The sequence below is a fragment of the Salinicola halophyticus genome (assembly GCF_003206695.1).
Classification (GTDB): domain Bacteria; phylum Pseudomonadota; class Gammaproteobacteria; order Pseudomonadales; family Halomonadaceae; genus Salinicola; species Salinicola halophyticus.
Genome location: NZ_PZJN01000001.1, coordinates 287,083 through 309,544, shown reverse-complemented (window position 1 = coordinate 309,544; position 22,462 = coordinate 287,083). Strand labels below are relative to the sequence as shown.

Below are 22,462 nucleotides of genomic sequence, written 5' to 3'. Positions count from 1 at the left end.
CACGCCGCTGATCCACGCGCTCCTGCTGATGCCGGAGCGTGTCTGGCAGGACCTACGAAAACCCCGCGAGNNCTCGCGGGGTTTTCGCGTTATGATGGTACGCTTTCTGTAATCGTCATCCTCCGTCTTGTTCCGTCACTTTCCGTCCGGGAGCCGCATGAACGATCACGACCGACGCGATGCCTTCCTCGATGCGCTGTGGCTGGAACGGGGTGTCAGCGAGCATACGCTGAGTGCCTATCGCCGCGATCTGACCGCGTGGATTGCCTATCTCGACGCGCAGAACGAACGACTGCTGGCGCCCGGCGATACTACGCTGAGCGACTTCGTCGAGACGTGTCGCGAGCGCTACCACGCACGCTCCATCGCCCGTCAGCTCTCCTGCCTGCGTCGCTTCTACCGCTGGGCGCTGGCCGAGAGCCTGATGCATTACGATCCGCTGGCGGAGATTCGGCCGCCGCGGGTGCAGCCGGGGTTGCCGTCGACGCTCGAAGAGGAGGATGTCGATCGGCTGCTCACGGCACCGGACGTCGAGACCGCTCTGGGCCTGCGTGATCGCGCCATGCTGGAAGTGCTTTATGCCTGCGGGCTGCGGGTCACGGAACTGGTGGAGCTGACCGTTGCCGCGGTCAATCTGCGCCAGGGGGTGGTAATGGTGCGCGGCAAGGGCGACAAGGAGCGCCTGGTGCCATTGGGCGAAGAGGCGCTGGCGTGGGTCGAGCGCTATCTGCGCCAGGGGCGTAACGAGTTGATGCATGACATCCGCCAGCCGCCGCTGTTTCCGGGGCGTCATGACGGTTTCATGACTCGCCAGACGTTCTGGTATCGTCTCAAGCACTACGCGCAGCTCGCGGCGATCGACAAACCGCTGTCTCCGCATACGCTGCGCCACGCTTTCGCCACGCATTTATTGAATCATGGGGCCAATTTGCGTGTCGTACAGTTACTGCTGGGTCACAGTGACCTATCGACCACGCAGATCTATACCCACGTGGCCCAGGCGCGGCTGGAAGCGCTGCACGCCCAACATCATCCAAGAGGTTGAACATGAGAAGTCGTTTACTGTCCGCCCTTGCCCTGGCGGGCCTTTCCCTGGCCTCCGCCGTGGCGTCCAGCGCGTTTGCCGAGCCTCCGGCCGATCTGGCCGACAAGCTCAATGCGCATAGCGGACAGCCGCTCCCGATCGAGGCCATCGACGATTCGCCGGTCCCGGGGCTGTATGAAGTGCGTCTGCGTGGCGGCAATACACTCTATTCCGACGCCGAAGGCCAGTACATGATCGTGGGCGATCTCTACCAGAACGCCGACGATGGGATGGTCAATCTCACCGAGCAGGCGGCCAACGAGCGCCGCCGGGCGCTGGTCGACGCCGTACCCGAAGACGCGCGCGTGGTCTACAAGCCGGCTGGCGAGGTCAAGGCCCGGCTCACCGTGTTCACCGATCCGACCTGCCCCTACTGCCACAAGCTGCACGCCGAGATGGCCCAGCTCAATGACATGGGCATCGAGGTCGACTATCTGGCCTTCCCGCGAATGGGCCCCAATTCGGATGCGGCGCGACAGCTGGCCGACGTGTGGTGTTCCGACAACCGGTCCGAGGCGATGAGCGCGGCGTTCCGTGGCGACAGCGTGAAGAGCTCTGCCAGCTGTGAAGCGCCGATCGCCTCCCAGTACCAGTTGGGGGTCGAATCGGGCATCCAGGGTACGCCAGCGATCATCTTCCCCGACGGCAGGATGGTACCGGGTTACCTGCCGGCCAAACGCCTGGCGACGATGCTGAACGTGGATACCGATGGCGATAGCTGATACCGGCCATGACACGTCCCGCGCGCCAGCTTGACAAGGGGCGCCGGGGTTTCTACCGTGACCGCCCTTCAGGGCACTTTGTAAGTCGAGATCGATGGGGTCGAGATGGATACCGCAAGGCGTCTGGTGCCGTAACCGCGGTCACCGCCCCGGAGGGTGATGCGGCACGCACATATCAGCAGGGGAGAGCGACATCTTGGATCCGGTGAGAGTGGGTATCTGCGGGCTTGGTACCGTAGGCGGTGGCACCTTTGACGTTCTGACGCGCAACGCCGATGAAATCGCCCGGCGTGCGGGCCGGCCCATTGTCATCGAGCAGGTCGGTACCCGGCGTGACAACCCTGACTGCGATACGTCCGGCGTCAAGGTGACACGCGACATCTTCGAGGTCGCGCGCAATCCCGATATCGATGTGCTGGTCGAACTGATCGGTGGCTACGACGTCGCCCGCGAACTGGTGATGACGGCGATCGAACACGGCAAGCACGTGGTCACCGCCAACAAGGCGCTGATCGCCGTCCACGGCAACGAGATATTCCACGCCGCCCACAAGAAGGGCGTCATCGTCGCCTTCGAGGCTGCTGTCGCCGGCGGCATTCCGGTGATAAAGTCGCTGCGCGAAGGCCTGGGTGCCAACCGGATCCAGTGGCTGGCCGGTATCATCAACGGCACCGGCAACTACATCCTGACTCATATGCGCGACGAAGGGCGGGCTTTCGATGACGTGCTCGCCGAGGCGCAGGCGCTGGGCTATGCCGAGGCCGACCCGACCTTCGACGTCGAAGGCATCGACGCCGCTCACAAGCTGACGATCCTGGCGTCCATCGCCTACGGCGTGCCGCTGCAGTTCGATCGCGCCTATACCGAGGGCATTGCGCGTATCACCGCCGATGACGTCGAGCAGGCCGACAATCTCGGCTATACCATCAAGCATTTGGGCATCACCCGTCGCGGCGAGAACGGCATCGAGCTAAGGGTCCATCCCACGCTGATCCCCAAGGAGCGGCTGCTGGCCAATGTACATGGGGTCAAGAACGCCATCGCCGTGATGGGCGACGCCGTCGGCCCGACCCTCTATTACGGTGCCGGCGCCGGTGCCGAACCCACGGCGTCGGCCGTCGTCGCCGATCTGTTGGACGTGGCGCGGAACATCGCCACGGCGCATAGTTATCGGGTGCCCTATCTCGCCTTCAGCGGCGTCAACGACGAGATCAACGCGCTGCCGATCCTGCCGATGGAAGAGATCGTCACGGCCTACTATCTGCGTCTGCTGGCCGTGGATCGCCCCGGTGTGCTGGCACGGGTCGCGACGATTCTCGCCGAGCAGGGCATCTCGATCGAAGCGATCATCCAGAAGGAAGCCACCGAGGGTGAGCTGGTGCCGATCATCCTGCTCACCCATCGGACGCGCGAGAAACACATGAACGAAGCGATCCGTCAGCTGGAATCGTTGGCCGATATTGCCGGTCCGGTCACGCGGATTCGGGTGGAGTCGCTGGACGAACAGGAATAACTTCAGTTCCGAGCCGTAAGCCGCGAGCGGGTTGTACTCGAAGCCCGCAGCTCGAAGCTCGTCACTCACGGAGTGAAATATGCGTTATATCAGTACGCGTGGCCAGGCGCCGGCGCTGAATTTCGAGGAAGTGGTGTTGACCGGCATGGCCACCGACGGCGGGCTCTACGTCCCCGAGACGGTGCCGCAGCTATCGCATGAGGAGCTGGCCTCCATGGCCGGGCTCTCCTACGCTGAGATTGCCTTTCGAGTGATGAAGCCGTTCGTCGGCGGCGAGATCGACGACGAGACGTTCCGCGGGCTGGTCCGCGACGCCTACGCCACCTTCAGTCACGATGCCATCGTGCCGCTCAATCAGCTAGACGCTAACCACTTCCTGCTCGAGCTATTCCACGGCCCGACGCTGGCGTTCAAGGACGTCGCGCTGCAGCTGCTGGGTCGGATCCTCGATCATTTTCTGGCCAAGCGCGGCGAGCGTGCGGTGATCATGGGTGCCACCTCCGGCGATACAGGGTCGGCGGCGATCGAGGGCTGTCGCCACTGCGATCATCTCGACATCTTCATCCTGCATCCGCATAACCGGGTTTCCGAAGTGCAGCGACGCCAGATGACCACGGTGCTGGCGGACAACGTCTTCAATATCGCCATCGAGGGCAACTTCGATGACGCTCAGGCGATGGTCAAGGCGAGCTTCGCCAATCAGGGCTTCCTGAACGGGGAGCGGCTGGTGGCGGTCAATTCGATCAACTGGGCGCGCATCATGGCCCAGATCGTCTACTACGTCGCCGCTGGCGTGGCGCTGGGCGCGCCGCACCGCGAAGTCAGCTTCTGCGTGCCGTCGGCCAACTTCGGTAATCTCTTCGCCGGCTACATGGCGTACCAGATGGGACTGCCGGTCAAGCAGTTCATCATTGCTACCAATGCCAACGACATCCTGCACCGCACTCTGGCAGACAACGACTTCTCCAAGCGCGAGCTGGCAGCGACGCTGGCGCCGTCGATGGATATCGTGGTGTCGTCGAACTTCGAGCGGCTGCTGTTCGACGCCTACGATCGCGATGGAGACGCCGTGCGGGAGCTGCTGGAACGCTTCCAGAGCGAACCAGCGGTGCTGGCCGAAGCGCCGCTGGCTAAGCTGCGCGAAAAGTTCTCGAGCTTCAGTGTCGACGACGACACCATTCTCGAAGCCATTCGCGATGCGCGTCATCGCACCAAGGAACTGCTCGATCCGCATACCGCCACCGGCTATCTGGCTGCGCAGCGCGCGCGCGCCGACGCCACCACGCCGATGATCACCCTGGCCACGGCGCATCCGGCCAAGTTCGCCGAAGCCGTGGTCAAGGCGGGCTTCTCCGGCGTGCCGCTGCCAGCGCACATGGCCGACCTGCTCGAGCGCGAAGAGCGCTACAGTGTACTGCCTGCCGAGCTGAAAGCCGTGCAGGCGTTCGTCGCCGACAACCGGCGCTGAGCCGAAGCGCACGGCGCGACACGCCGTATGGGACGGCAGGGAGAGAACGAGTCATGTTGAAGATATGGGGACGGGCGAACTCCACCAACGTCAAGAAGGTGTTGTGGTGTGCCGCGGAGCTGGAGCTGCCCTTCGAACGAATCGATGCGGGCGGCGCCTATGGCGTGATCAACGAACCCGCCTATCGGGCCATGAACCCTAACGGTCTGATCCCTTGTATCCAGGACGACGACTTCGTGCTTTGGGAATCCAACGCGATCGTGCGCTATCTATGCGCCAAATATGGTCGCGACTCTCTGCATGCCGGGGACCCCGCCGCGCGTGCCGAAGCCGACAAGTGGATGGACTGGACGACATCGTCACTGGCATCGCCCTTCAGGGACGTGTTCTGGAATACGGTGCGCCTGCCGGTCGAGCAGCGGGACGACAAGGCTGTCGAAAAAGGGCTTGCCGCCTGCGGCGCGCTACTCGGCATGGCAGACCGGACATTGTCCGAACAGCCTTTTTTATCGGGGCCGGAGTGGGGGATGGGGGATATCCCGCTGGGCTGCTTCGCCTACGCCTGGTTCGAGATGGATATCGCGCGTCCTGACCTGCCGCATCTGGCAGCGTGGTACACGCGCCTGCAGTCGCGCCCGGCCTATTGCGAGCACGTCATGACCGCACTCACCTGAGTTCTAGATGCCTGTTTTTTCAACTTCGCCCGATGTGATTCGCGACCATTCCCGCCGTCGCATTCAGCCGCGCCCCCGCGACGAAGACGTCTATCGGCGCGGGCTGGACGGCGGGCTGAGCGAGCTTCAGGCGCGGATTCTCGCCGGCCGCCTTCACGGCCACGATGGCCCGCTCGAGGCGCTGACCGCACCGGCGCTGCGCTACCTCAACCACCCCGAGCAGCTCTGCGACGCTCGTCGGGGTGCCGAGCGCATCGCGCGGGCGGTGAGCGAGGGCGAACACATCGGCATTCTCACCGACTACGATGTCGACGGGATCACCTCGCACGTGGTGATGCTGCGTTCAATGACCGAGCTGTTCGGCGTGCCATCCGCGAAACTGCACAGCCTGATCGGCCATCGTATCAACGACGGTTACGGCATCAGCCTGCCGCTGGTCGAGCGCACGCTGGCGCTGAAACCGCGCCCCAGTCTGGTGATCACCGCCGATTGCGGCTCCTCCGACGAGCCGCGTATCGCCCGCCTGCGTGAAGCGGGGATCGACGTGGTCGTCACCGATCACCATGCGCTGCCGATCGAAGGCCCGCCGGCTTCCGCCTATGCCACCATCAATCCCACCCGCTCGGACTGCGGCTATCCCGACAAGACCATTGCCGGCTGCATGGTGGCGTGGCTCGTGATGTCGCTGACTCGAGCGGTGCTGGTCGAGCAGGGCGTGCTGTCGCCGTCGACGCCCAAACTCTCGCCGTGGCTCTCCTACGTGGCGCTGGGCACGGTGGCCGACTGCGTGTCGCTGGGGGCGAGTGCCGCCAACCGTGCCGTGGTGACTTACGGGCTGAAGCTGATCAACCGTATGGAATCGGCCTGCTGGCGGGTCATGGCGGAGCGTCTGGGCGCCGATAGCGTGCCGTTCAACGCCGAGACGCTGGCCTTTCAGATGGGCCCGCGCATCAACGCCCGTTCGCGACTGGATGATCCCTACGCCGCGCTGCACTACATGATGGCGGTGGAGGACGGCGTCGCGCGTCGGCATCTTCAGGTACTCGACGACGACAACCAGGCCCGCAAGGCGCTCGAGGCCGACATGGTCGAAAGCGCCCGCGTCCTGGCCCAGCCGCAGCTGGCGGATGACCTGCCGGCACTGGTGATCCATCTGCCGGAAGGGCACGCCGGCGTGCAGGGGATCGTTGCCTCTCGGCTGGTGCAGTCCTACGGTCGTCCCGCGCTGGTGCTGACGCCGGCCACCGGCCCGGACATGCTGACCGGCTCCGGCCGCTCGATCGAGGCGCTGCACTTGCGTGATGCGCTGCAGCGGGTTCATGACCTCGCGCCATCGAGTCTGCCGCGTTTCGGCGGCCACCGGGGGGCCGCCGGTGTGGGCGTTCCCGTTGCCGAGCTGGAAGCCTTCCGCCGCGCTTTTCTGCAAGCCGTCAAAGAGCAGCTTGGTGAGCGAGAGCTGTTCCCGGTGGTGTGGACCGATGGCGAATTGGCGGCTTCACAGCTGACGCTGACAACGCTGGATGAACTCGAAACGCTGGCGCCCTACGGGCGCGAATTCGAGGCGCCGCTGTTCGAGGCCGAATTCCTGGTCGAGCAGCTGCGGCCGGTCGGTGCCGAGGGCAATCATCTGATGCTCGAACTCTCCTGCGGAGCGGTGGTGAATCGAGCGATCTGGTTCCGGGCGCTCAACCCGGGCGAAGCCGCGCCAATTTCGCTGGGCGATCAGGTGCGCTGCGCCTTCAAGCTTTCCCGCAATCGCTGGAAGGGTCGCGAATCGCTGCAGCTTATGGTCGAGCACGCCGAGCGCCTGGCTCCCTAAACTCTCGATCCGCTCGCTTTTTAATCCCAGTTCCTGCCCTGCATCCCTGGCGCGACGACCTCGGTGCTTTCCCGTGATCCCGCCGCTCTCTTCTGAGTCGCGTTGACGATATAATTCCGACGAACGCCGCCCTCGGCCTCACTGGAGTTCCGAGGCGGCGTTCGCTCAGGCGCCACAAGCGCCGCCTCTGAATTCGGCTGCCTATCCGGCAGTGATAAGACAACAAGGATTGCCCGATGGAAACGACGCACCGTCACCGTTCCTATGAGGATGTGCTGGCCATTTTATTGGGGGCGTCCTGTGCCGCTCTGGGCCTGGCGCTCTACCATCACGCCGAGATCCTGATCGGTAGTACGGCCGGCATCGCGCTGTTGGTGACCTATGTCACCGGCTGGAGTTTCGGGCTGGTCTTTTTCGTCATCAACCTGCCGTTCTACTGGCTCGCCTGGCAACGCGTCGGGCACCAGTTCACGCTCAAGACCTTCGGTGCAGTGGCGCTGCTGTCGTGGATCTCCTGGATGCTGCCGAGCTGGCTGGAGATCGGCGAAGTCGATCCATTGTTTGCGGCGCTGGCGGGGGGCAGTCTGATCGGGCTGGGCGTGCTGTTCCTGTTCCGCCACCGCGGCAGCCTCGGCGGTTTCAACATTCTCGCCGTCTATCTGCAGGACCGTTTCGGCTGGCCGGCCGGCAAGGTCCAGATGGGGCTGGACGGCTTGATCATGCTGGCAGCATTTTTCGTGCTGCCGGCAACCAACGTGGTCTATTCGATCATCGGCACCGTGGTGCTGGGGGCGATTCTCACCATCAATCACCGCCCGGGGCTCTACGCGGGGGTCAGCCAGAGTTGAAGAGGGTGCCGGATTGGCGCCGTCAGGGCCGCCCCGCTCAATAATTGGGCCACAGACCCGGCGTAACCAGTTCGAGCAGGTGGCCGTCCGGATCGCGGAAGTAGAGGCTCACGCTGCCTTTCGGCCAGCGGGTTCGACCTTCGATCTCGACGCCTTGATCGGCGAGATGCGTCTCCCAGGCTTCGAGGCTATCGGCGGGAATCGCCAGCGCCAGGTGCTGACGGCCCTCGCCGTCATGGGGTGGAATCGTACCCATGTCATCTGGCAGGAATACCGTCTCGTCGGTCTGACCCCGCTGAAACACCAGCAGCATGGTGTTGCCGGTGGGGTAGGCGGTGAAGCGCTCGTCTTCGAGGTGCGCGGTCAGACCCAGCACGCGAGCGAAGAATTCGCGGGCTTGGTACATATCCCGGGTATACAGAACGCTTTCAATGACGCCGCCCAGCGGGGGCGCCTGGTGTGAAGATGCCATCGTTGCTCCTTGGGGGGTGACGCTCCCGTCCGTTCGATCAGCCGCGCAGCCAGAACCACCAGACGATGAACACGATCACGGCGAGACCCAGGATGTTGAGCAGGAGTGTCATGTCGTGGCTTCCTCTGCTGGGATCTCGGATTTCGAGTGGCGGCTGCTGTCCGGTCGAAACAGGCGCAGCCGGTTGGCATTGCTGACCACCGTGACCGAGGAGAGCGACATCGCCAGCGCCGCGATCATCGGCGACAGCAGCATGCCGGTGAACGGGTAGAGTATCCCGGCGGCAATCGGGATGCCCAACGCGTTGTAGCCGAAGGCCCCCCACAGATTCTGCTTGATGTTGGTTAGTGTGGCGCGACTGATGGCGATGGCGTCACCGACGCCGTGCAGCGAGTTGCGCATCAGCGTCATGCCGGCACTCTCGATGGCGATATCGGTGCCCTGACCGATGGCGAAGCCGACGTCGGCCTGAGCCAGCGCCGGGGCGTCGTTGATGCCGTCGCCGGCCATCCCGACCCGCTCGCCGCGGTTTTGCAGCTCGATGATGGCCTGTTGCTTGTCGCCCGGCTTCAGTTCGGCGCGGACTTCGTCGATGCCCGCTTCCCGTGCGATGGCTTCGGCGGCGGCACGATTGTCGCCGCTCAGCATTACCACCTTTAGCCCTTCGGCCTGCAAGCGCGATATCGCCGCGCGGCTGTCCGGGCGCAGCGCATCGCGAACACCGAAGAGGGCCGCCAGCTCGCCGCCGATGGCGAGATAGATCACGCTGGTCGCCTGCGCCTGCCACTTATCGGCATCGGCTGCTGCGGGGGCGGTGTCGATGTCGTGCTCGTTCATCAGCGTAGCGTTACCCAGCAACACCTGGCTGCCGTCATCCAGCGCGGCGCTGACGCCTCGCCCGGTCAGGCTTCGGAAATTACGGATCGTCACATCATCCGGGGGATTGCCGACGTGCGCCATCAATGCATCGGCCAGCGGGTGCTCCGAACCGCGCTCCATGGCGGCTACTACCGCGCCGATACGCGCTTCCTGCTGCCAGTAGCGGCTGTCGGTAACGCGCGGCTTGCCCTCGGTCAGGGTGCCGGTCTTGTCGACCACCAGGGTGGTCAACTGGCTGGCGGTCTGCAGCGCTTCGCCGTCGCGAATCAGGATGCCGTACTCGGCGGCCTTGCCGATGCCGATCATGGTCGAGATCGGTGTCGCCAGGCCCAGGGCGCAGGGGCAGGCGACGATCAGCACGGTGGTCGCCGCTACCAGCATGTGCACGAGTTGCGGCGCCGGGCCGAAGTTCCACCAGATCAGCGCGGTGACGACAGCGGCGATCATCACGCTGGGCACGAAGATCGCCGACACCCGGTCTGCCAGCGCGCCGATCGGCGGCCGCGACTCCTGGGCGCGGGAGACCTGATCGACGATACGCCCCAACCGGGTGTCGTCGCCGACATGGATCGTTCGATAGACGAGGCTTCCCTTGCCGTTGACGGTACCCGCGCTGACCCGACCTCCGGCCGCCTTGCGTATCGGCGCCGGTTCGCCGGTGAGCATCGACTCGTCCACGTAGCTTTCGCCGTCTTCGACTTCGCCGTCGACCGGCAGACGCTCGCCGGGACGTACGCGGATGCGATCGTTCACCTGTACCTGATCGATCTCGATGTCGCGCTCCTCGTCGCCACGGATCACCCGGGCCGTCTTGCTCTGCAGATCGAGCAACCGGGAGAGCGCCTGACTGGTACGGCCTCGGGCCTTGAGCTCCAGTGTCTGGCCGATGCCGATCAGACCGACGATCATCAGCGAGGCTTCGAAATAGAGATGGCGAGAGTCTTCGGGAATCGCGGTCGGGAACAGCAGTACGGCCATCGAGTAGAGCCACGCCGCGGCGCTACCCAGGGCGATCAGCGTGTCCATGTTGGCCTGATGGTGGCGGAACGCTTTCCAGGCGCCGTCGAAAAAACGACGGCCAGCCGTCGCCAGTACGCCCAGCGTGGCCAGTCCCAGCAGCAGCCAGATCCAGCGTTCCCCGCCGTCGAGCTGCGGGGTATGCACGAACATCGCCAACATCATCGGCACGCCAAGCGCCAGGCTGATGGCGGATTCGATGGCGTGGCGACGGGCCAGGCGAGAAGCGTTCTGCTGGCGCTTGGCGGAGGCCTCGCGCAGATCCTCGATCGGCGAGGCGCCGTAGCCGGCGCTTTCGACCGCGGCAATCAGATCGGCCGTGCTGGCGTTGCCACTCACCTGCGCCGTCTCGCTGGCGAAGTTGACCTGGGCATGCTGCACGCCAGGCGTGTTCGACAGCGCTTTTTGTACTGCGTTGACGCAGCCGGCACAGGTCATGCCGCTGATCGACAGGCGTTGCAGCTGACCGACCTCTCTAGCCGATCCCGTCGCGTCCGATTCGCTTCCATCGGCGTCAGGCTCGACTCCGGCCTCGACCGGAGCCGTGTCTGCCGTCCCGGTGTCTTCCTCGCGCGCCCTCTCGACCGGGGGATAACCGGCTTCGGCCAGAACCTGGGCGAGCCGATCCTGTGACAGCGTGCTGATGACGTGAAGGCGATGCTGATCCGGTTCGCCGCTGACTTCGGCCCGATCGTCCTCGGCTTGAATGGCCGCGCGCATGCGTTTGACGCAGCCCTGGCAGTGCATGGCATCGACGCGATACTGGTAGCGGTTCATGAGCTCCTCCTTGCCGGGGCGCGGTAGTCGTCACCACTTTCGGGCGCCTGCTCGATCAGCCGGCAGATGCTATGGCCGTCGGGGGTGCCATCCGGCAGTCGCGACCATTCGTTCATGGCACGCTCCATGCGCTCCGCCAGAGCCTGAAGTTCGCGAATCCTGGCATGGATCTGCGGCAGACGCGCGGCCAGCAGGTCGCGCACCAACGGGCAGGGAGAGTCGCCCTGATCGGCTTGCGCGAGAATGTCGGCGATCTCCTTGAGACTGAAGCCCAGCGTTCTGGCGCGCTGAATGAAACACAGCCGCTCTAGGTCCCGCTGATCGAACAGCTGATAGCCGTTGTCCGGGTCGCGCTGAGGCTTCAGCAGCGCCAGGCGGGTGTAGTGACGCACCGTCTCGGCGGTGACCCCGGCGGCCCTGGCCAGTTCGGTTACCTTCATCTGACGTCCTCGCTGATCCACTGATAACGTCAGTCTAAAACCCAGGTGTTGCCCAAAGGTCAAGCGTCGCCGTCACCGGTTTCGCTTGGCTGTCAGGGATATAGCGTTTGGTCTTACGACTAAAGAAATCTCTAAAAAGCGATTAAAACGACCGTTTGCGCATTGACGCTAAACCGGCATTCCGTCAAAACGGATATCGAAAAAGTCGGGTCTTTCCATCCCGGAAACGACTCAGAGAATAAGGGAATGACCGACCGCATTATCAGGCCGAACTGACGCCGCGGCGGCTTCCTGGGTCAAGGGGAACCAATCATGATTATTCGTTATCACCGTCTGACATTGGCCATCGCCTTAGCGAGCATTGCGACATCGGGACAGGTTTTCGCCGGGTCGTTCCAGTTGCAGGAGCAGAGCGTCAGCGGTCAGGGCACGTCCTGGGCCGGGCGAGCTTCCAACGTACAGGATGCTTCGATCGTCTACGGTAACCCGGCGGGGATGTCCTTCCTCGACCGTGCCCAGATCACGGCTGGTGCCAACCTCATCGATGCCAGCGCCGACATCGACGAGGCCAGCGGCACTCAGCCGGCGGTAACCGGTGTCGGTCCGGGCGGGCCGGTGATCGGCGCCGTGCCCTCCAGCGGAAGTAACGACGGCGACATGATCCCGCACAAGGCGATCCCGTTCGGTTACTACGTACAGCCGATCAATGACCGCTGGACCTTCGGCCTCGGCGCCTATGTGCCGTTCGGTCTGGTCACCGATTACGACAACGATTTTCAGGGCCGCTATTTCGGCAACTACAGTGAAGTCGAAGTCGTCACCGTTCAGCCAACGCTCTCCTACCGTTTCAACGATCAATTCGCGATCGGTGTCGGCGTGACCTGGAACCATATCAACGGCGAACTCGAGAGCAAGACGCCCAATCCGCTGCCGGCCGCTCTGGGCGGCACTGGTGACGGCACCGTCAACGTCGAGGGTGACGACGACGCCTGGGGCTACAATATTGGGATGATCTACAAGCCGGTCGAGTCGACGACGCTCGGTCTGACCTATCACTCGAAGGTCGATTTCGATCTCGACGGTGACGTCGATTACGACAATATCTTCAATAGCGCCAATCCGCTGGCCGGGCCCATCAATACCAGTGCCGATGCGGGTCTGGCGATCACGCTGCCGGAAACGATCGATCTTTCCCTGACACACGAGCTCGACGAGCGCTGGACGCTGATGGCCGGCGCGAGCTACATCCGCTGGAGTCGTTTCGACGAAATCAAGGTGAATGTCGGGCCTGGCGCGCCAACAGGCGACATCGTGGAAGAGCAGGATTATGACGATGTGTGGCAGTATCGCGCGGGTCTTTCCTACCGCGTCAATCCGCAGTGGCTCCTGCGTACCGGCATCGGCTACGACGAATCGCCGATCAACGACGAGCATCGTAGTCCGCGCGTGCCCTCGGCAGATCGGACGCTGGTTTCCATCGGGGCCGGCTGGACGCCGATCGACGACCTGACCATCGATGCGGCCTACAGCTATATCTGGGAAGATCGAGCGGATGTCGATCTGCAGGATGCCAACGGCACTTCCTACCGCGCCGAGTACGACAATACCCTCAATTTGTTCGGTCTACAGGCGACCTATCGCTTCTGATGTCACGTCAGTCTCGGCAATCATACGACCCCGGCCCAGGCCGGGGTTTTGGCGTTACTACGCTATTTCAGGGTCGAGTCATGAATAGCGCTTGGTGCACTGGTGGTCGATTGATAGAAATCTAGAAGTCGCGAGCTGCGACAAAGATGCATAAATATCGATAGCTGTTTCAAAATCACTACACAATAAAGTAATAAGCCACTCGACCGCCCTTCCTGAAGAATAAGAAGGTGAGATACTCAATTGACTTCGGGTCAATCTTGGCTCTTGTCTTTCCGATTCTTCCATCCCATGGCTCAGGAGGCTATCGATGGCATCGTCCGTGAACTCAGACCAGGATGTTAAGTCGCTGGAAAAGACGGATTCCAATGCTGGCTCCACCGAGTGGCTTGCCACCCTGGTGAAAGCCGTCGCGGCAGGAAAGTCGGAAGGCAAGGAGAGCGGCAAAACCAAGGGAACCGGTGGCAAGGATGACGCAGAAGAGGTCTCGGGAGATTCGGATCTGAGTGTCGACGAGATTCGCAAGAAGTACGACATTCCCGATTTCTCCGAAGACGGGCTGCTGGAGGTCAAGGTCGGTGACGACAAGACCGTGGGCGAGAAAGCCGCCGAGGATTTCATCAACGGTATCCGCGACGACGTGAAGGGTGGAAAACTCGCCGAGGATTCGGATGAAGCGAAACTGGTCGATCTGATCGACGCTCAGGGCGCCACCGAAAACGGCTACGATCTCTACGGCTACGTCGAGCTGATGGAGTCTGGCGGCTCGACCTACCGCCAAACCCAGACGGACCCGACGCACCTTACGGGCGATGACGCCAAGGCGATCATCGACGAAGACGAGTTGGCCAAACAGATTTCCGGCCTGATGCAGAAGGAAGGTATCAGCAAGCGTTACGACGATGCCCTGCAAGGCGCGATCGAGAGCATCCCCGAGGATACCAGGACGGATATCGCCGACAGGGTGGACAAGGCGCTATTCGAGCCCGACAGCAAGGACCCCAATCCGGGCTTCGAAGACTACGTCATCGCCATGAAGGAGAAGGCGGAGGCAACGGACGATGAAGAACTGACAGATAAGCTCCAGGATGAGGTCGACAACTACTTCGAAGCGCTACAGGCGCTGGAGCCGGATAGCTATAAGGATCGGAAGCAGACTTTCGATCAAAACATGATGACGCACCAGTTGGACTCCTACATGGAGAATCCCGACTCGGTAGATGCCGAAAACGTTAGCATTGGTCTGCGGGATACGATCGATATCGTGCAGGCCGGCGTTAACAGCACGCTTCAGAGTCTCGACAAGTCCGACAAGTCCTATAATGCCTATCAGACGCTGAACAAGGATCTGGAGTCCTTCAAGCAGTCACTACCCAATCTGTCACCGGAGGGTCATAAACAGCTGGCCAAGGCGCTGCAGTTGGCGACCGAAGTCACCAATCGTCCTGGGATCAACCAGAATGAGAAGAACAAGCTGTTCCAGTCGGTCATCAACGACAACCTGAAATCGCTGCCCGAGGCGGAAAGAGGGACCTTCAAGAAGCTGCTCGATTCGGCAAGCTCCACCGGCACGTTGGGCGCGATGAGTGGCACGATGAGCCTGATCAGTGGCGGCATGCAGATTTCCAACGGCGGCTGGGACGACATGTCCACGGACGAGCGCGTCGCCGCGGTCAGGGATCTGGTCGGTGCGCTGAGTTTCGGCAACGATTTCGCCCGATTCGGCTCGAACCTCATCGAGCAACTGTCGGGCAAGGTCGATGTGCCCGGCGTCGAAGGGGGAGTCCCCCGAGCGCAGGCGACCTCGTGGCTGGGCCTTCTGGGCGACAATTTCCCGGATATCTGGAAAACGGGTGCCGACGCCAAGGCTGACCTGTTCTCCGAGGCGATCAGTACCCGAGTCAACAAGGCCTCCGAGAATCTGGGCAATCAGGGGATCCCGCTGGATGATCTCGACGAGAACGGGCGCAAGAATTTCGAGAAGCTGGCGGAAAATCTGGGCAATCAGATGATCGACACGGGGTCTCGCACCTCGGGCGGGGATATCGCCAAGAATGCCGGTCGTTCGTTCCTTCGCTTCATGGGGGGCGCCGGACTGGATATCACCGGTGGCGTCATGGACCTCGTCAGCGGCGTCAAGAAGCTCAAGGATGCCGACACCGCGCTGGAAAGGGCAGGGGCCGGCCTTCAGATCGGGCTCGGTGCTTCCGGCACCGGCATGGCGATCGCCAATACGGTGTCGATGTTCGCCCCCAGCGGGAGCAATCTGGCCGCCAATATCGGCGGAATCGGTACCCGCGTGATGAGCGGTGTGTTCATGGGAGCGCGGGTGGCTGGACCGGTACTGGGTGTCGTCGGCACTATTTTCGGTATCGCCGGGACGCTGATCGCCGAGGCGATCAACCACAAGAAGCTGCAGAAGTTGACCGACTCCCAGGGGCAGTTCTTCAAGGATCTCTCCGAGTACGGCGTGACCGAGGAGGACTGGGGCGACAAGCTCGAGTTCGCCCGTTACGAGTCCTACATGTATGGCGGGCGCGACTCGCCCGACGACCAGTCGATCTTCGAGTATCAGGCCGACGAATGGGAACACTTCCAGAATACCGAGGGCGAGAAGGGCAGCTCGTTGCCGCGCCTGGCGCCTCATCTACACAAGGACGGCGACCCGGACGAGAAAAATCTCTGGGAAAAACATCTGGATGGCGGCACCACACGACAGAACGGCAAGGACAGCTACTACAAAACCGATGACTGGCGTCCCTGGGGCGATACGGACACGGAAATACTGGATCCTGCGGACGAATCCGGTCTGCCCCGATATGGCGATAGTGGCGGCGCGGGCACCTTCAGCGACTTCAGAGAGGATATCGACCGGGTCGATATCGGTTCCATCGAGCTCGTCGATGATGGCCGCGTCGTGTTCGTGAAAGATGGCGTCAGGCAGATCATCGACCCCGAGGCCGGCGACAGTCACTCGGACAAGGAGACTCGCACCGAGATCATCGACTACCTCAAGGGGCTCTACGATCTCGCGCATCCAGACGGGGAGAGAAGTCAGCAGCGTATCGACGAGATGGATGGCGTGTTCGCCCAGACCGATCGCTACAACGATGTCGATGCCATCGGCAATTACATCGAGGCGGAAGACCCCGCCGCCTGGGACGAAAAGCCTGATGTCGTCAATATCTTCGGCGACAAGGGGAGCCCGGGTAATTTCGGAGATTTCAAGGAGGACATGGACAAGGTCGATGTGGCCTCCATCCGGGTGTTCGACAATGGCGAAGTCTACTTCAAGAAGTCGGGAACCTGGTACGTGCTTACGCCGAACGCCAACAGCAAGATCGACGGCGAGTTCGACAAGTTCACCGGCTACCTCAAGGAGCTTTACGACATCACCCACGATGATGGCGTGCTGAACAAGCGTCTCGCGGCGCAGGTCGACGAGCTGTTCGGAAGTACCGACGATTACAACGATCTCGACGATCTCAAGAAGTTTCTTGATATCGCCTGAGCCTAATGGATGTCCTGAAAACGATCGAAGGTGGAAGCTCCGCCGTGCCTCCATGAGCCATTGGCGAGGCGGATAAAAAAAGCCGCTGCGCAGGGCAACGGCAATCGATCGAAGAAACCATGTTACGAGATGCCTTCGGGCCTCTTTTCGGCAGAGTGTGTCCATGGAGCACTCCTGCCAGAGTGTTCCATGTACGTGGGATCAGAAGTTGTAGCGTACCAGCAGGTCGGTCTCGTCGTTGCTGTAGTCACTGTCGTCGACGTTTTTCGAGTCGTCGAACTTCTGTTCGAGCGCGAGGATTAGATTGTCGTCGAACAGCATCCACGCCGCGCCGGCGAGATAGAACGCGTTGCGGGCATCGGAGTCGCGATCTTCCAGCCGGTTGAGACCGGTATAGAGCTGCACCGTGCCGGGAACCTGACCCTTGACGTTGTAGAGCGCGACACCCTCGTAACCCCGCGCCTCGTCGACGATCCCGTCGCCGTTTTCGACTCCGCTGAAGTCGCCGTCACGAACCAGGTTGTGATATTCCCCGGCGGTCAGCGCGAAATACCAGTTCCCGGGCGTCCAGCGCGCGCCGAGCAGGGCGGCATCGACATTTTCGTCGGTGTTGTCGCCACCACGGAGTTCGCCATCGATATCGCTATGGGTATAGGTCAAGCCCAGCGACAGGTCATCGCGCGGTTGGTAGACCGCCGCACCTTGGGCGGTGTATTTCCGATCCAGGCCGGTGAGGTTGCCGCTATAGCCCACGGAGCTGGGAACGTCGTCTCTGGAAGTCTGATAGAGCACACCCAGTGTCCAGTCTCCCCAGCTGTTCTTGTAGGAGATGGCATTATCGGGCCGGCCGTTGCCATCGAAGCCGCCATCGCTGGAAGCGCCGCTGAACGAACCCTGCGCTGTCGCCCCGTTGTACCAGAACCAGTCGGTCCAGACGCCCACCATGTCGTACCACAGTGAGTACTGCTTGCCGACCAGAATGGTGCCGTAATCGTCATGGCTGACGCCGGCATAGAGCAGTCGCTTGTAGTGTGCATCTTCGCCGTTCTCGTAGAAGGGATCGAAGCCCCACTCGGCGCGGGCGATCGATGACCAGCCGCCCTTGAAGTTGTGTTCATGAATCAGACGAATACGTGACCCGGCATTGGTCGGATCGTGATCGTCATGCACGTCATCGACGAAGCTGCTTCCCGCCGCGATACGGCCACTGAAGGTCACTTTGTCCTGGGTGGTTTCGTACAGCGTCAAGGCCAGTGCGGATTGACTGGCCACAAGCGTCCCGGTGGCGACGATACCCGCCAAGAAAGTTTTATTCATGGTAATGACTCTTACTGACTGTTTTTGTAGAAAGTGGTCATTCGTTTTATAAACCGGAGTCCACTGGATTTATAAAAAGGTCCACGGGATTTATAAAAAGGTCGACTCGATTGATAAAAGCGCCACTTGATTGATGATCCGTGATCGCTCGAGCGATTAGTTGTTATCGGTGGCCTGACTATCGGCGAACTCTTCGAGCGACAGCTGCCGATCACTATCGACGTCAGCGGTACCGAAGGCACCCATCAGGTCCGAATTCGAGCGCGCTTCGCTGACATCGATGACGCCGTCGCCATTGCTGTCGAGCGAGTTGAATTGCTCGACCACCGCTGGCGATAAGCTCATTTCCAGCTTGCCACGATCGAAACTGCCAGCACCGTCACCCGCCGGGGTGTAGTTCTGACAACCTGCCAATGCCACGACGGCGGCGGTGGTGAAGAGTCCTGTTGTTATGGACTTCATGTTCAAGAACATCTTGAGCTCCCTTGCAGGAGTGGGTTTTGGGGCTATTCCCCGCTTTTTAGCCGCAAGCGCCCTAAGCAGACGCCGTGAGGCGCCTGCGGCCAAATCTATTATTATTGGATAGAGAAGGGCGCTAGGCCGCTTCGCTTTCCAGAAACGCCGCCTTGAGCAGCGCCTGGGTATAGGCCTCTTTGGGCTGACTGAAGATCATCTCCGTCGAGCCCTGTTCGATGACGCGACCTTCTTTCATCACCAGCACATCATCGGAGAGCGCGCGAACGACCGACAGATCGTGGCTGATGAACAGATAGGTCAGGCCGTGCTTCTTCTGCAGGTCCCGCAGCAGATCGATGACGCGCACCTGCACCGAGCGATCGAGCGCCGAGGTCGGCTCGTCGAGCAGCAGCAGCTCGGGTTTGAGGATCAGCGCGCGGGCGATGGCAATGCGCTGGCGCTGGCCGCCGGAGAATTCGTGCGGATAGCGATTACGCATCGACGGATCCAGCGCGACCTCCTCGAGTGCCGCGATGACCTCGGCCTCGCGCTGGCGACGATTCAGCTCGGGATGGTGAACCTTGAGGCCTTCGCTGATGATGTCGCCTACCGTCATGCGCGGAGAGAGCGAGCCGAAGGGATCCTGGAACACCACCTGCAGGCGCGAGCGCAGCGGGCGCATCCCGGATTTGTCGAGCCCGGAGATGTCGGCCTCTTCGAAGCGGATTTCACCTTCGGATTTCAGCAGCCGCAGCAGGGCGCGGCCGAGCGTGGACTTGCCGGAACCGGACTCGCCGACGATACCCAGCGTCTGCCCGCGGCGAATCGACAGGTCGATACCCCGCACGGCCTCGAAGTACTCGTTCTTGCCGAACAGACGCTTCTTGAGCGCGAAGCGCACCTTGACGTCTTGCCCGCTCAGCAGTACCGGCGAATCCGCCGGCGCGGGCTCCTTGCGTCCGCGCGGAATCGCGTCCAGCAGCATGCGGGTGTATTCGTGCTGAGGGTTGTCGAAGACATCGAGCGTGCGGCCGCTCTCGACCACTTCGCCGTAGCGCATCACCGCGACGTGATCGGCGAAGTGCCGAACGATGCTCAAGTCATGGGTGATGAACAGAATCGCCATGCCGTATTTGGCCTGCAGCGACTTGAGCAGCTCGAGAATCTGCGCCTGTACGGTAACGTCCAGCGCCGTGGTCGGTTCGTCGGCGATCAACAGCTTGGGCTCGCCGGCCAGGGCCATGGCGATCATCACGCGTTGTCGCTGACCGCCGGAGAGCTCGTAGGGGTAGCTGTCGATGCGTCGTTCCGGCTCGGGAATGCCGACCTGATTCAACAGCTCGAGCACGCGCTGGCGGTTGGCCTTGCCCTTGAGCTGCTTGTGACGGATCAGCACTTCACCGATCTGGCGGCCGATGCGATGCAGCGGGTTGAGCGAGGTCATCGGCTCCTGAAAGATCATCGAGATATCGTTGCCGCGAACCCGGCGCATGCGCTTGGGCGTAACCTCCAGCAGGTTCTCGCCGTTGAAGCGGATCGCACCGCTGGTCTCGGCAAGCTCCGGCAGCAGACGCATGGCGGCGGTCGATGTCACCGACTTGCCGGAGCCGGATTCGCCCACCAGCGCCAGCGTCTCGCCTTCGGCGATGGAGAAGCTGACGTCCTTGACCGCCGTCACCGGGCCATTGGGCAGCTGGAAAGTGACGCTGAGCTTGTCGATTTCGAGCAGAGATTGAGTCATCGATATGTCCTCAGCGCGTGCGGGGGTCGAGGGCATCTCGCAGCCCATCGCCCAGGAAGTTGAGACAGAAAAGCGTGAGCGCGAGGAAGATCGACGGTACCAGCAGCATCCACGGCGCACTCTCCATCATGTCGACGCCTTCGGAGATCAGTACGCCCCAACTGGTCAGCGGTTCCTGCACGCCGAGGCCCAGGAACGACAGGAAGCTCTCGAGCAGGATCACCTTGGGCACGGTCAGGGTGACGTAGATGATCACCGGGCCGATGGCGTTGGGAATCAGATGGCGGGTGACGATCTTGGTGTCGCGCACGCCCAGCGCATGGGCGGCCTCGATGAATTCCCGCCGCTTCAGTGCCAGCGTCTGGCCGCGCACGATGCGTGCCATGTCGAGCCACTCCACCGCCCCGATGGCGGCGTAGATCAGGAAGATGTTGCGCCCGAACACCACCATCAACAGGATCACCAGGAACATGAACGGCAGCGAATACATGATATCGACGAAACGCATCATGTAGTTGTCGACGCGGCCGCCCAGATAGCCCGAGATCGCGCCGTAGAGTACGCCGATCACCAGACTGACGAACGACGCGACCAGTGCCACCGATAGCGAGACGCGTCCGCCGTAGAGCACGCGGGTGAGCAGATCGCGACCGTTGGCGTCGGTGCCGAGATAATGCGCGTTTTCCAGCGTGGGGCCTGTGCCGAAAGCATTCCAGTCGACCTCGGCGAGTCCCCATGGCAGCAGCCACGGACCGACGATACACACCACGATGATGGCGATCAGCAGACCGAGGCTGAGCATGGCAGCCCGGTTTTGAGAGAGCCGTCGCCAGGCATCCTTGGCCAGGCTTTCACCAATAGGGGCAGCGCCCACCGGCGCGACGTCGGCTTCCGGCTCCGGCGAGCGGGGCGGATTGGGGCCGCCGGCGGGCAGCGGCGCACCCTGGGCCTGTTCGCCGCTGTAGGGCTTGGTGTCACTGGTCATCAGCGGCCTCCCCGGGTTGTAAGCATGAATGAAGTTGTGGATCGGTCTTTTTCATGGTCGATTCGTTGTCATGGTCGATTCGTTGTCATGGTCGATTCGTTGTCATGGTCGATTCGTTGTCATGGTCGATTCGTTGTCATGGCGACGTTGTTGTAATGAATCAGTCGTCATAGCGAATTTGCGGATCGAGCGCGGAATAGAGCAGGTCGACGATCAGGTTCATCAACACGATCAGCACGCCGTAGAAGACCACGGTGCCCATCACCAGGGTGTAATCGCGGTTGAGGGCGCCCTGGACGAAATAGCGGCCGATACCGGGGATGCCGAAGATCTGCTCGATCACCACCGAGCCGGTGATGATCCCGGCGATGGCCGGACCGAGATAGGACATCACCGGCAGCAGGGCGGGGCGAATCGCATGGCGCCAGAGCACCTCGCCTTCGTTGAGACCCTTGGCCCGGGCGGTGCGGATGAAGTGGCTACCCAGCACCTCGATCATGCTGGCGCGCATCATCCGGGCGATATAGGCGATCTGCTGGATCGACAGTGCTACCACCGGCAGCACCAGATTGGGCAGGGCGCCGCCGTTCCAGCCGCCCGCCGGCAGCCAGCCCAGCAGCACGCCGAACACCAGCGCGAAGATGGGTGCCAGCACGAAGTTGGGCACCGCGATACCGGTCAGCGCCGTTCCCATGACCACATAATCGACGGTCGAGTTGCGTTTGATCGCCGCCGCGATGCCCAGCGGCAGCCCGACAATCAGTGCGAGTAGAATCGCCAGCCCCCCGATTTCCAGGCTGACCGGGAACCCCTGCATGATCAGTTCGGTAACCGAGAAGTCCTTGTACTTGAACGACGGCCCGAAATCGCCCTGCAGCAGATTGCCCATGTAGCGCAGATACTGCATCGGCAGCGGCTCGTCGAGGTGATACGCCGCCATCAGGTTGGCTTCGATCTCCGGCGGCAGCTGGCGCTCGCCGTCGAACGGCCCGCCCGGTGCCACCCGCATCAGGAAGAACGAGATCGTGATCACGATCAGCAACGTGGGGATCGCCTGCAACAGGCGCTTGAGGGTGTAGATCAGCATGCGGA

Annotated in this window: 17 protein-coding genes; 9 read left to right on the top strand and 8 right to left on the bottom strand. The window is 62.2% G+C overall.

The window, feature by feature from the left end:
* Nucleotides 1-157 precede the first annotated feature (157 nt).
* The 7 genes from xerD to DOM58_RS01290 all read left to right on the top strand — a co-directional run bounded on the left by xerD (nucleotide 158) and on the right by DOM58_RS01290 (nucleotide 8,128).
* Entirely contained in the window at nucleotides 158-1,045 is an 888-nt protein-coding gene (gene xerD, locus DOM58_RS01320; protein WP_110691464.1) for a site-specific tyrosine recombinase XerD, read from the top strand.
* A gap of 2 nt (nucleotides 1,046-1,047) precedes the next feature.
* A complete protein-coding gene (locus tag DOM58_RS01315) occupies nucleotides 1,048-1,806 on the top strand; it encodes a DsbC family protein (RefSeq protein ID WP_110691463.1) in 759 nt (252 codons plus the stop codon).
* A gap of 196 nt (nucleotides 1,807-2,002) precedes the next feature.
* Nucleotides 2,003-3,319: a homoserine dehydrogenase gene (locus DOM58_RS01310; RefSeq protein WP_075560783.1), complete on the top strand. Its 1,317-nt coding sequence runs from the start codon at nucleotides 2,003-2,005 to the stop codon at nucleotides 3,317-3,319.
* Between the two features lie 79 nt (nucleotides 3,320-3,398).
* Nucleotides 3,399-4,787, top strand: coding sequence for a threonine synthase (gene thrC, locus DOM58_RS01305; protein ID WP_110691462.1), 1,389 nt, complete (start codon nucleotides 3,399-3,401; stop codon nucleotides 4,785-4,787).
* Nucleotides 4,788-4,840: 53 nt separating this feature from the next.
* Nucleotides 4,841-5,461: a glutathione S-transferase family protein gene (locus tag DOM58_RS01300; RefSeq protein ID WP_110691461.1), complete on the top strand. Its 621-nt coding sequence runs from the start codon at nucleotides 4,841-4,843 to the stop codon at nucleotides 5,459-5,461.
* 7 nt (nucleotides 5,462-5,468) lie between these two features.
* Entirely contained in the window at nucleotides 5,469-7,280 is a 1,812-nt protein-coding gene (locus DOM58_RS01295; RefSeq protein ID WP_110691460.1) for a single-stranded-DNA-specific exonuclease RecJ, read from the top strand.
* 236 nt (nucleotides 7,281-7,516) lie between these two features.
* Complete coding sequence (locus DOM58_RS01290; RefSeq protein ID WP_110691459.1) at nucleotides 7,517-8,128, top strand: YitT family protein; 612 nt, start codon at nucleotides 7,517-7,519, stop codon at nucleotides 8,126-8,128.
* A gap of 37 nt (nucleotides 8,129-8,165) precedes the next feature.
* Here DOM58_RS01290 and DOM58_RS01285 read toward each other — a convergent pair whose 3' ends face one another.
* From DOM58_RS01285 to DOM58_RS01275, 3 genes are all read right to left on the bottom strand, one after another.
* Nucleotides 8,166-8,600: a VOC family protein gene (locus DOM58_RS01285; protein ID WP_110691458.1), complete on the bottom strand. Its 435-nt coding sequence runs from the start codon at nucleotides 8,598-8,600 to the stop codon at nucleotides 8,166-8,168.
* 108 nt (nucleotides 8,601-8,708) lie between these two features.
* Complete coding sequence (locus tag DOM58_RS01280) at nucleotides 8,709-11,273, bottom strand: heavy metal translocating P-type ATPase (RefSeq protein ID WP_245392102.1); 2,565 nt, start codon at nucleotides 11,271-11,273, stop codon at nucleotides 8,709-8,711.
* Nucleotides 11,270-11,713 carry a MerR family transcriptional regulator gene (locus DOM58_RS01275; RefSeq protein WP_110691457.1) on the bottom strand — a complete coding sequence of 148 codons (444 nt, stop codon included), beginning with the start codon at nucleotides 11,711-11,713 and terminating at the stop codon, nucleotides 11,270-11,272. The genes DOM58_RS01280 and DOM58_RS01275 overlap by 4 nt, the downstream gene beginning before the upstream one ends.
* 312 nt (nucleotides 11,714-12,025) lie before the next feature.
* On the opposite strand from DOM58_RS01275, the gene DOM58_RS01270 reads away from it, so the two are divergent.
* Both DOM58_RS01270 and DOM58_RS01265 read left to right on the top strand, forming a co-directional pair.
* On the top strand, nucleotides 12,026-13,360 hold the full coding sequence (locus DOM58_RS01270) for an OmpP1/FadL family transporter (RefSeq protein WP_110691456.1): 1,335 nt from the start codon (nucleotides 12,026-12,028) through the stop codon (nucleotides 13,358-13,360).
* A 310-nt stretch (nucleotides 13,361-13,670) separates the two neighbouring features.
* Nucleotides 13,671-16,871 carry a hypothetical protein gene (locus DOM58_RS01265; RefSeq protein ID WP_110691455.1) on the top strand — a complete coding sequence of 1,067 codons (3,201 nt, stop codon included), beginning with the start codon at nucleotides 13,671-13,673 and terminating at the stop codon, nucleotides 16,869-16,871.
* Between the two features lie 201 nt (nucleotides 16,872-17,072).
* Here DOM58_RS01265 and DOM58_RS01260 read toward each other — a convergent pair whose 3' ends face one another.
* The 5 genes from DOM58_RS01260 to oppB form a co-directional block, all read right to left on the bottom strand.
* Entirely contained in the window at nucleotides 17,073-18,188 is a 1,116-nt protein-coding gene (locus tag DOM58_RS01260; RefSeq protein WP_110691454.1) for a porin, read from the bottom strand.
* A gap of 156 nt (nucleotides 18,189-18,344) precedes the next feature.
* Nucleotides 18,345-18,662: a hypothetical protein gene (locus tag DOM58_RS01255; protein ID WP_110691453.1), complete on the bottom strand. Its 318-nt coding sequence runs from the start codon at nucleotides 18,660-18,662 to the stop codon at nucleotides 18,345-18,347.
* Between the two features lie 121 nt (nucleotides 18,663-18,783).
* Complete coding sequence (locus DOM58_RS01250; protein ID WP_075560795.1) at nucleotides 18,784-20,385, bottom strand: ABC transporter ATP-binding protein; 1,602 nt, start codon at nucleotides 20,383-20,385, stop codon at nucleotides 18,784-18,786.
* A gap of 10 nt (nucleotides 20,386-20,395) precedes the next feature.
* Nucleotides 20,396-21,370 (bottom strand): ABC transporter permease, encoded by a 975-nt coding sequence (locus DOM58_RS01245; protein ID WP_110691452.1) that lies wholly within the window; start codon nucleotides 21,368-21,370, stop codon nucleotides 20,396-20,398.
* 160 nt (nucleotides 21,371-21,530) lie between these two features.
* Nucleotides 21,531-22,457 (bottom strand): oligopeptide ABC transporter permease OppB, encoded by a 927-nt coding sequence (gene oppB, locus DOM58_RS01240; RefSeq protein WP_075560796.1) that lies wholly within the window; start codon nucleotides 22,455-22,457, stop codon nucleotides 21,531-21,533.
* Nucleotides 22,458-22,462 lie beyond the last annotated feature (5 nt).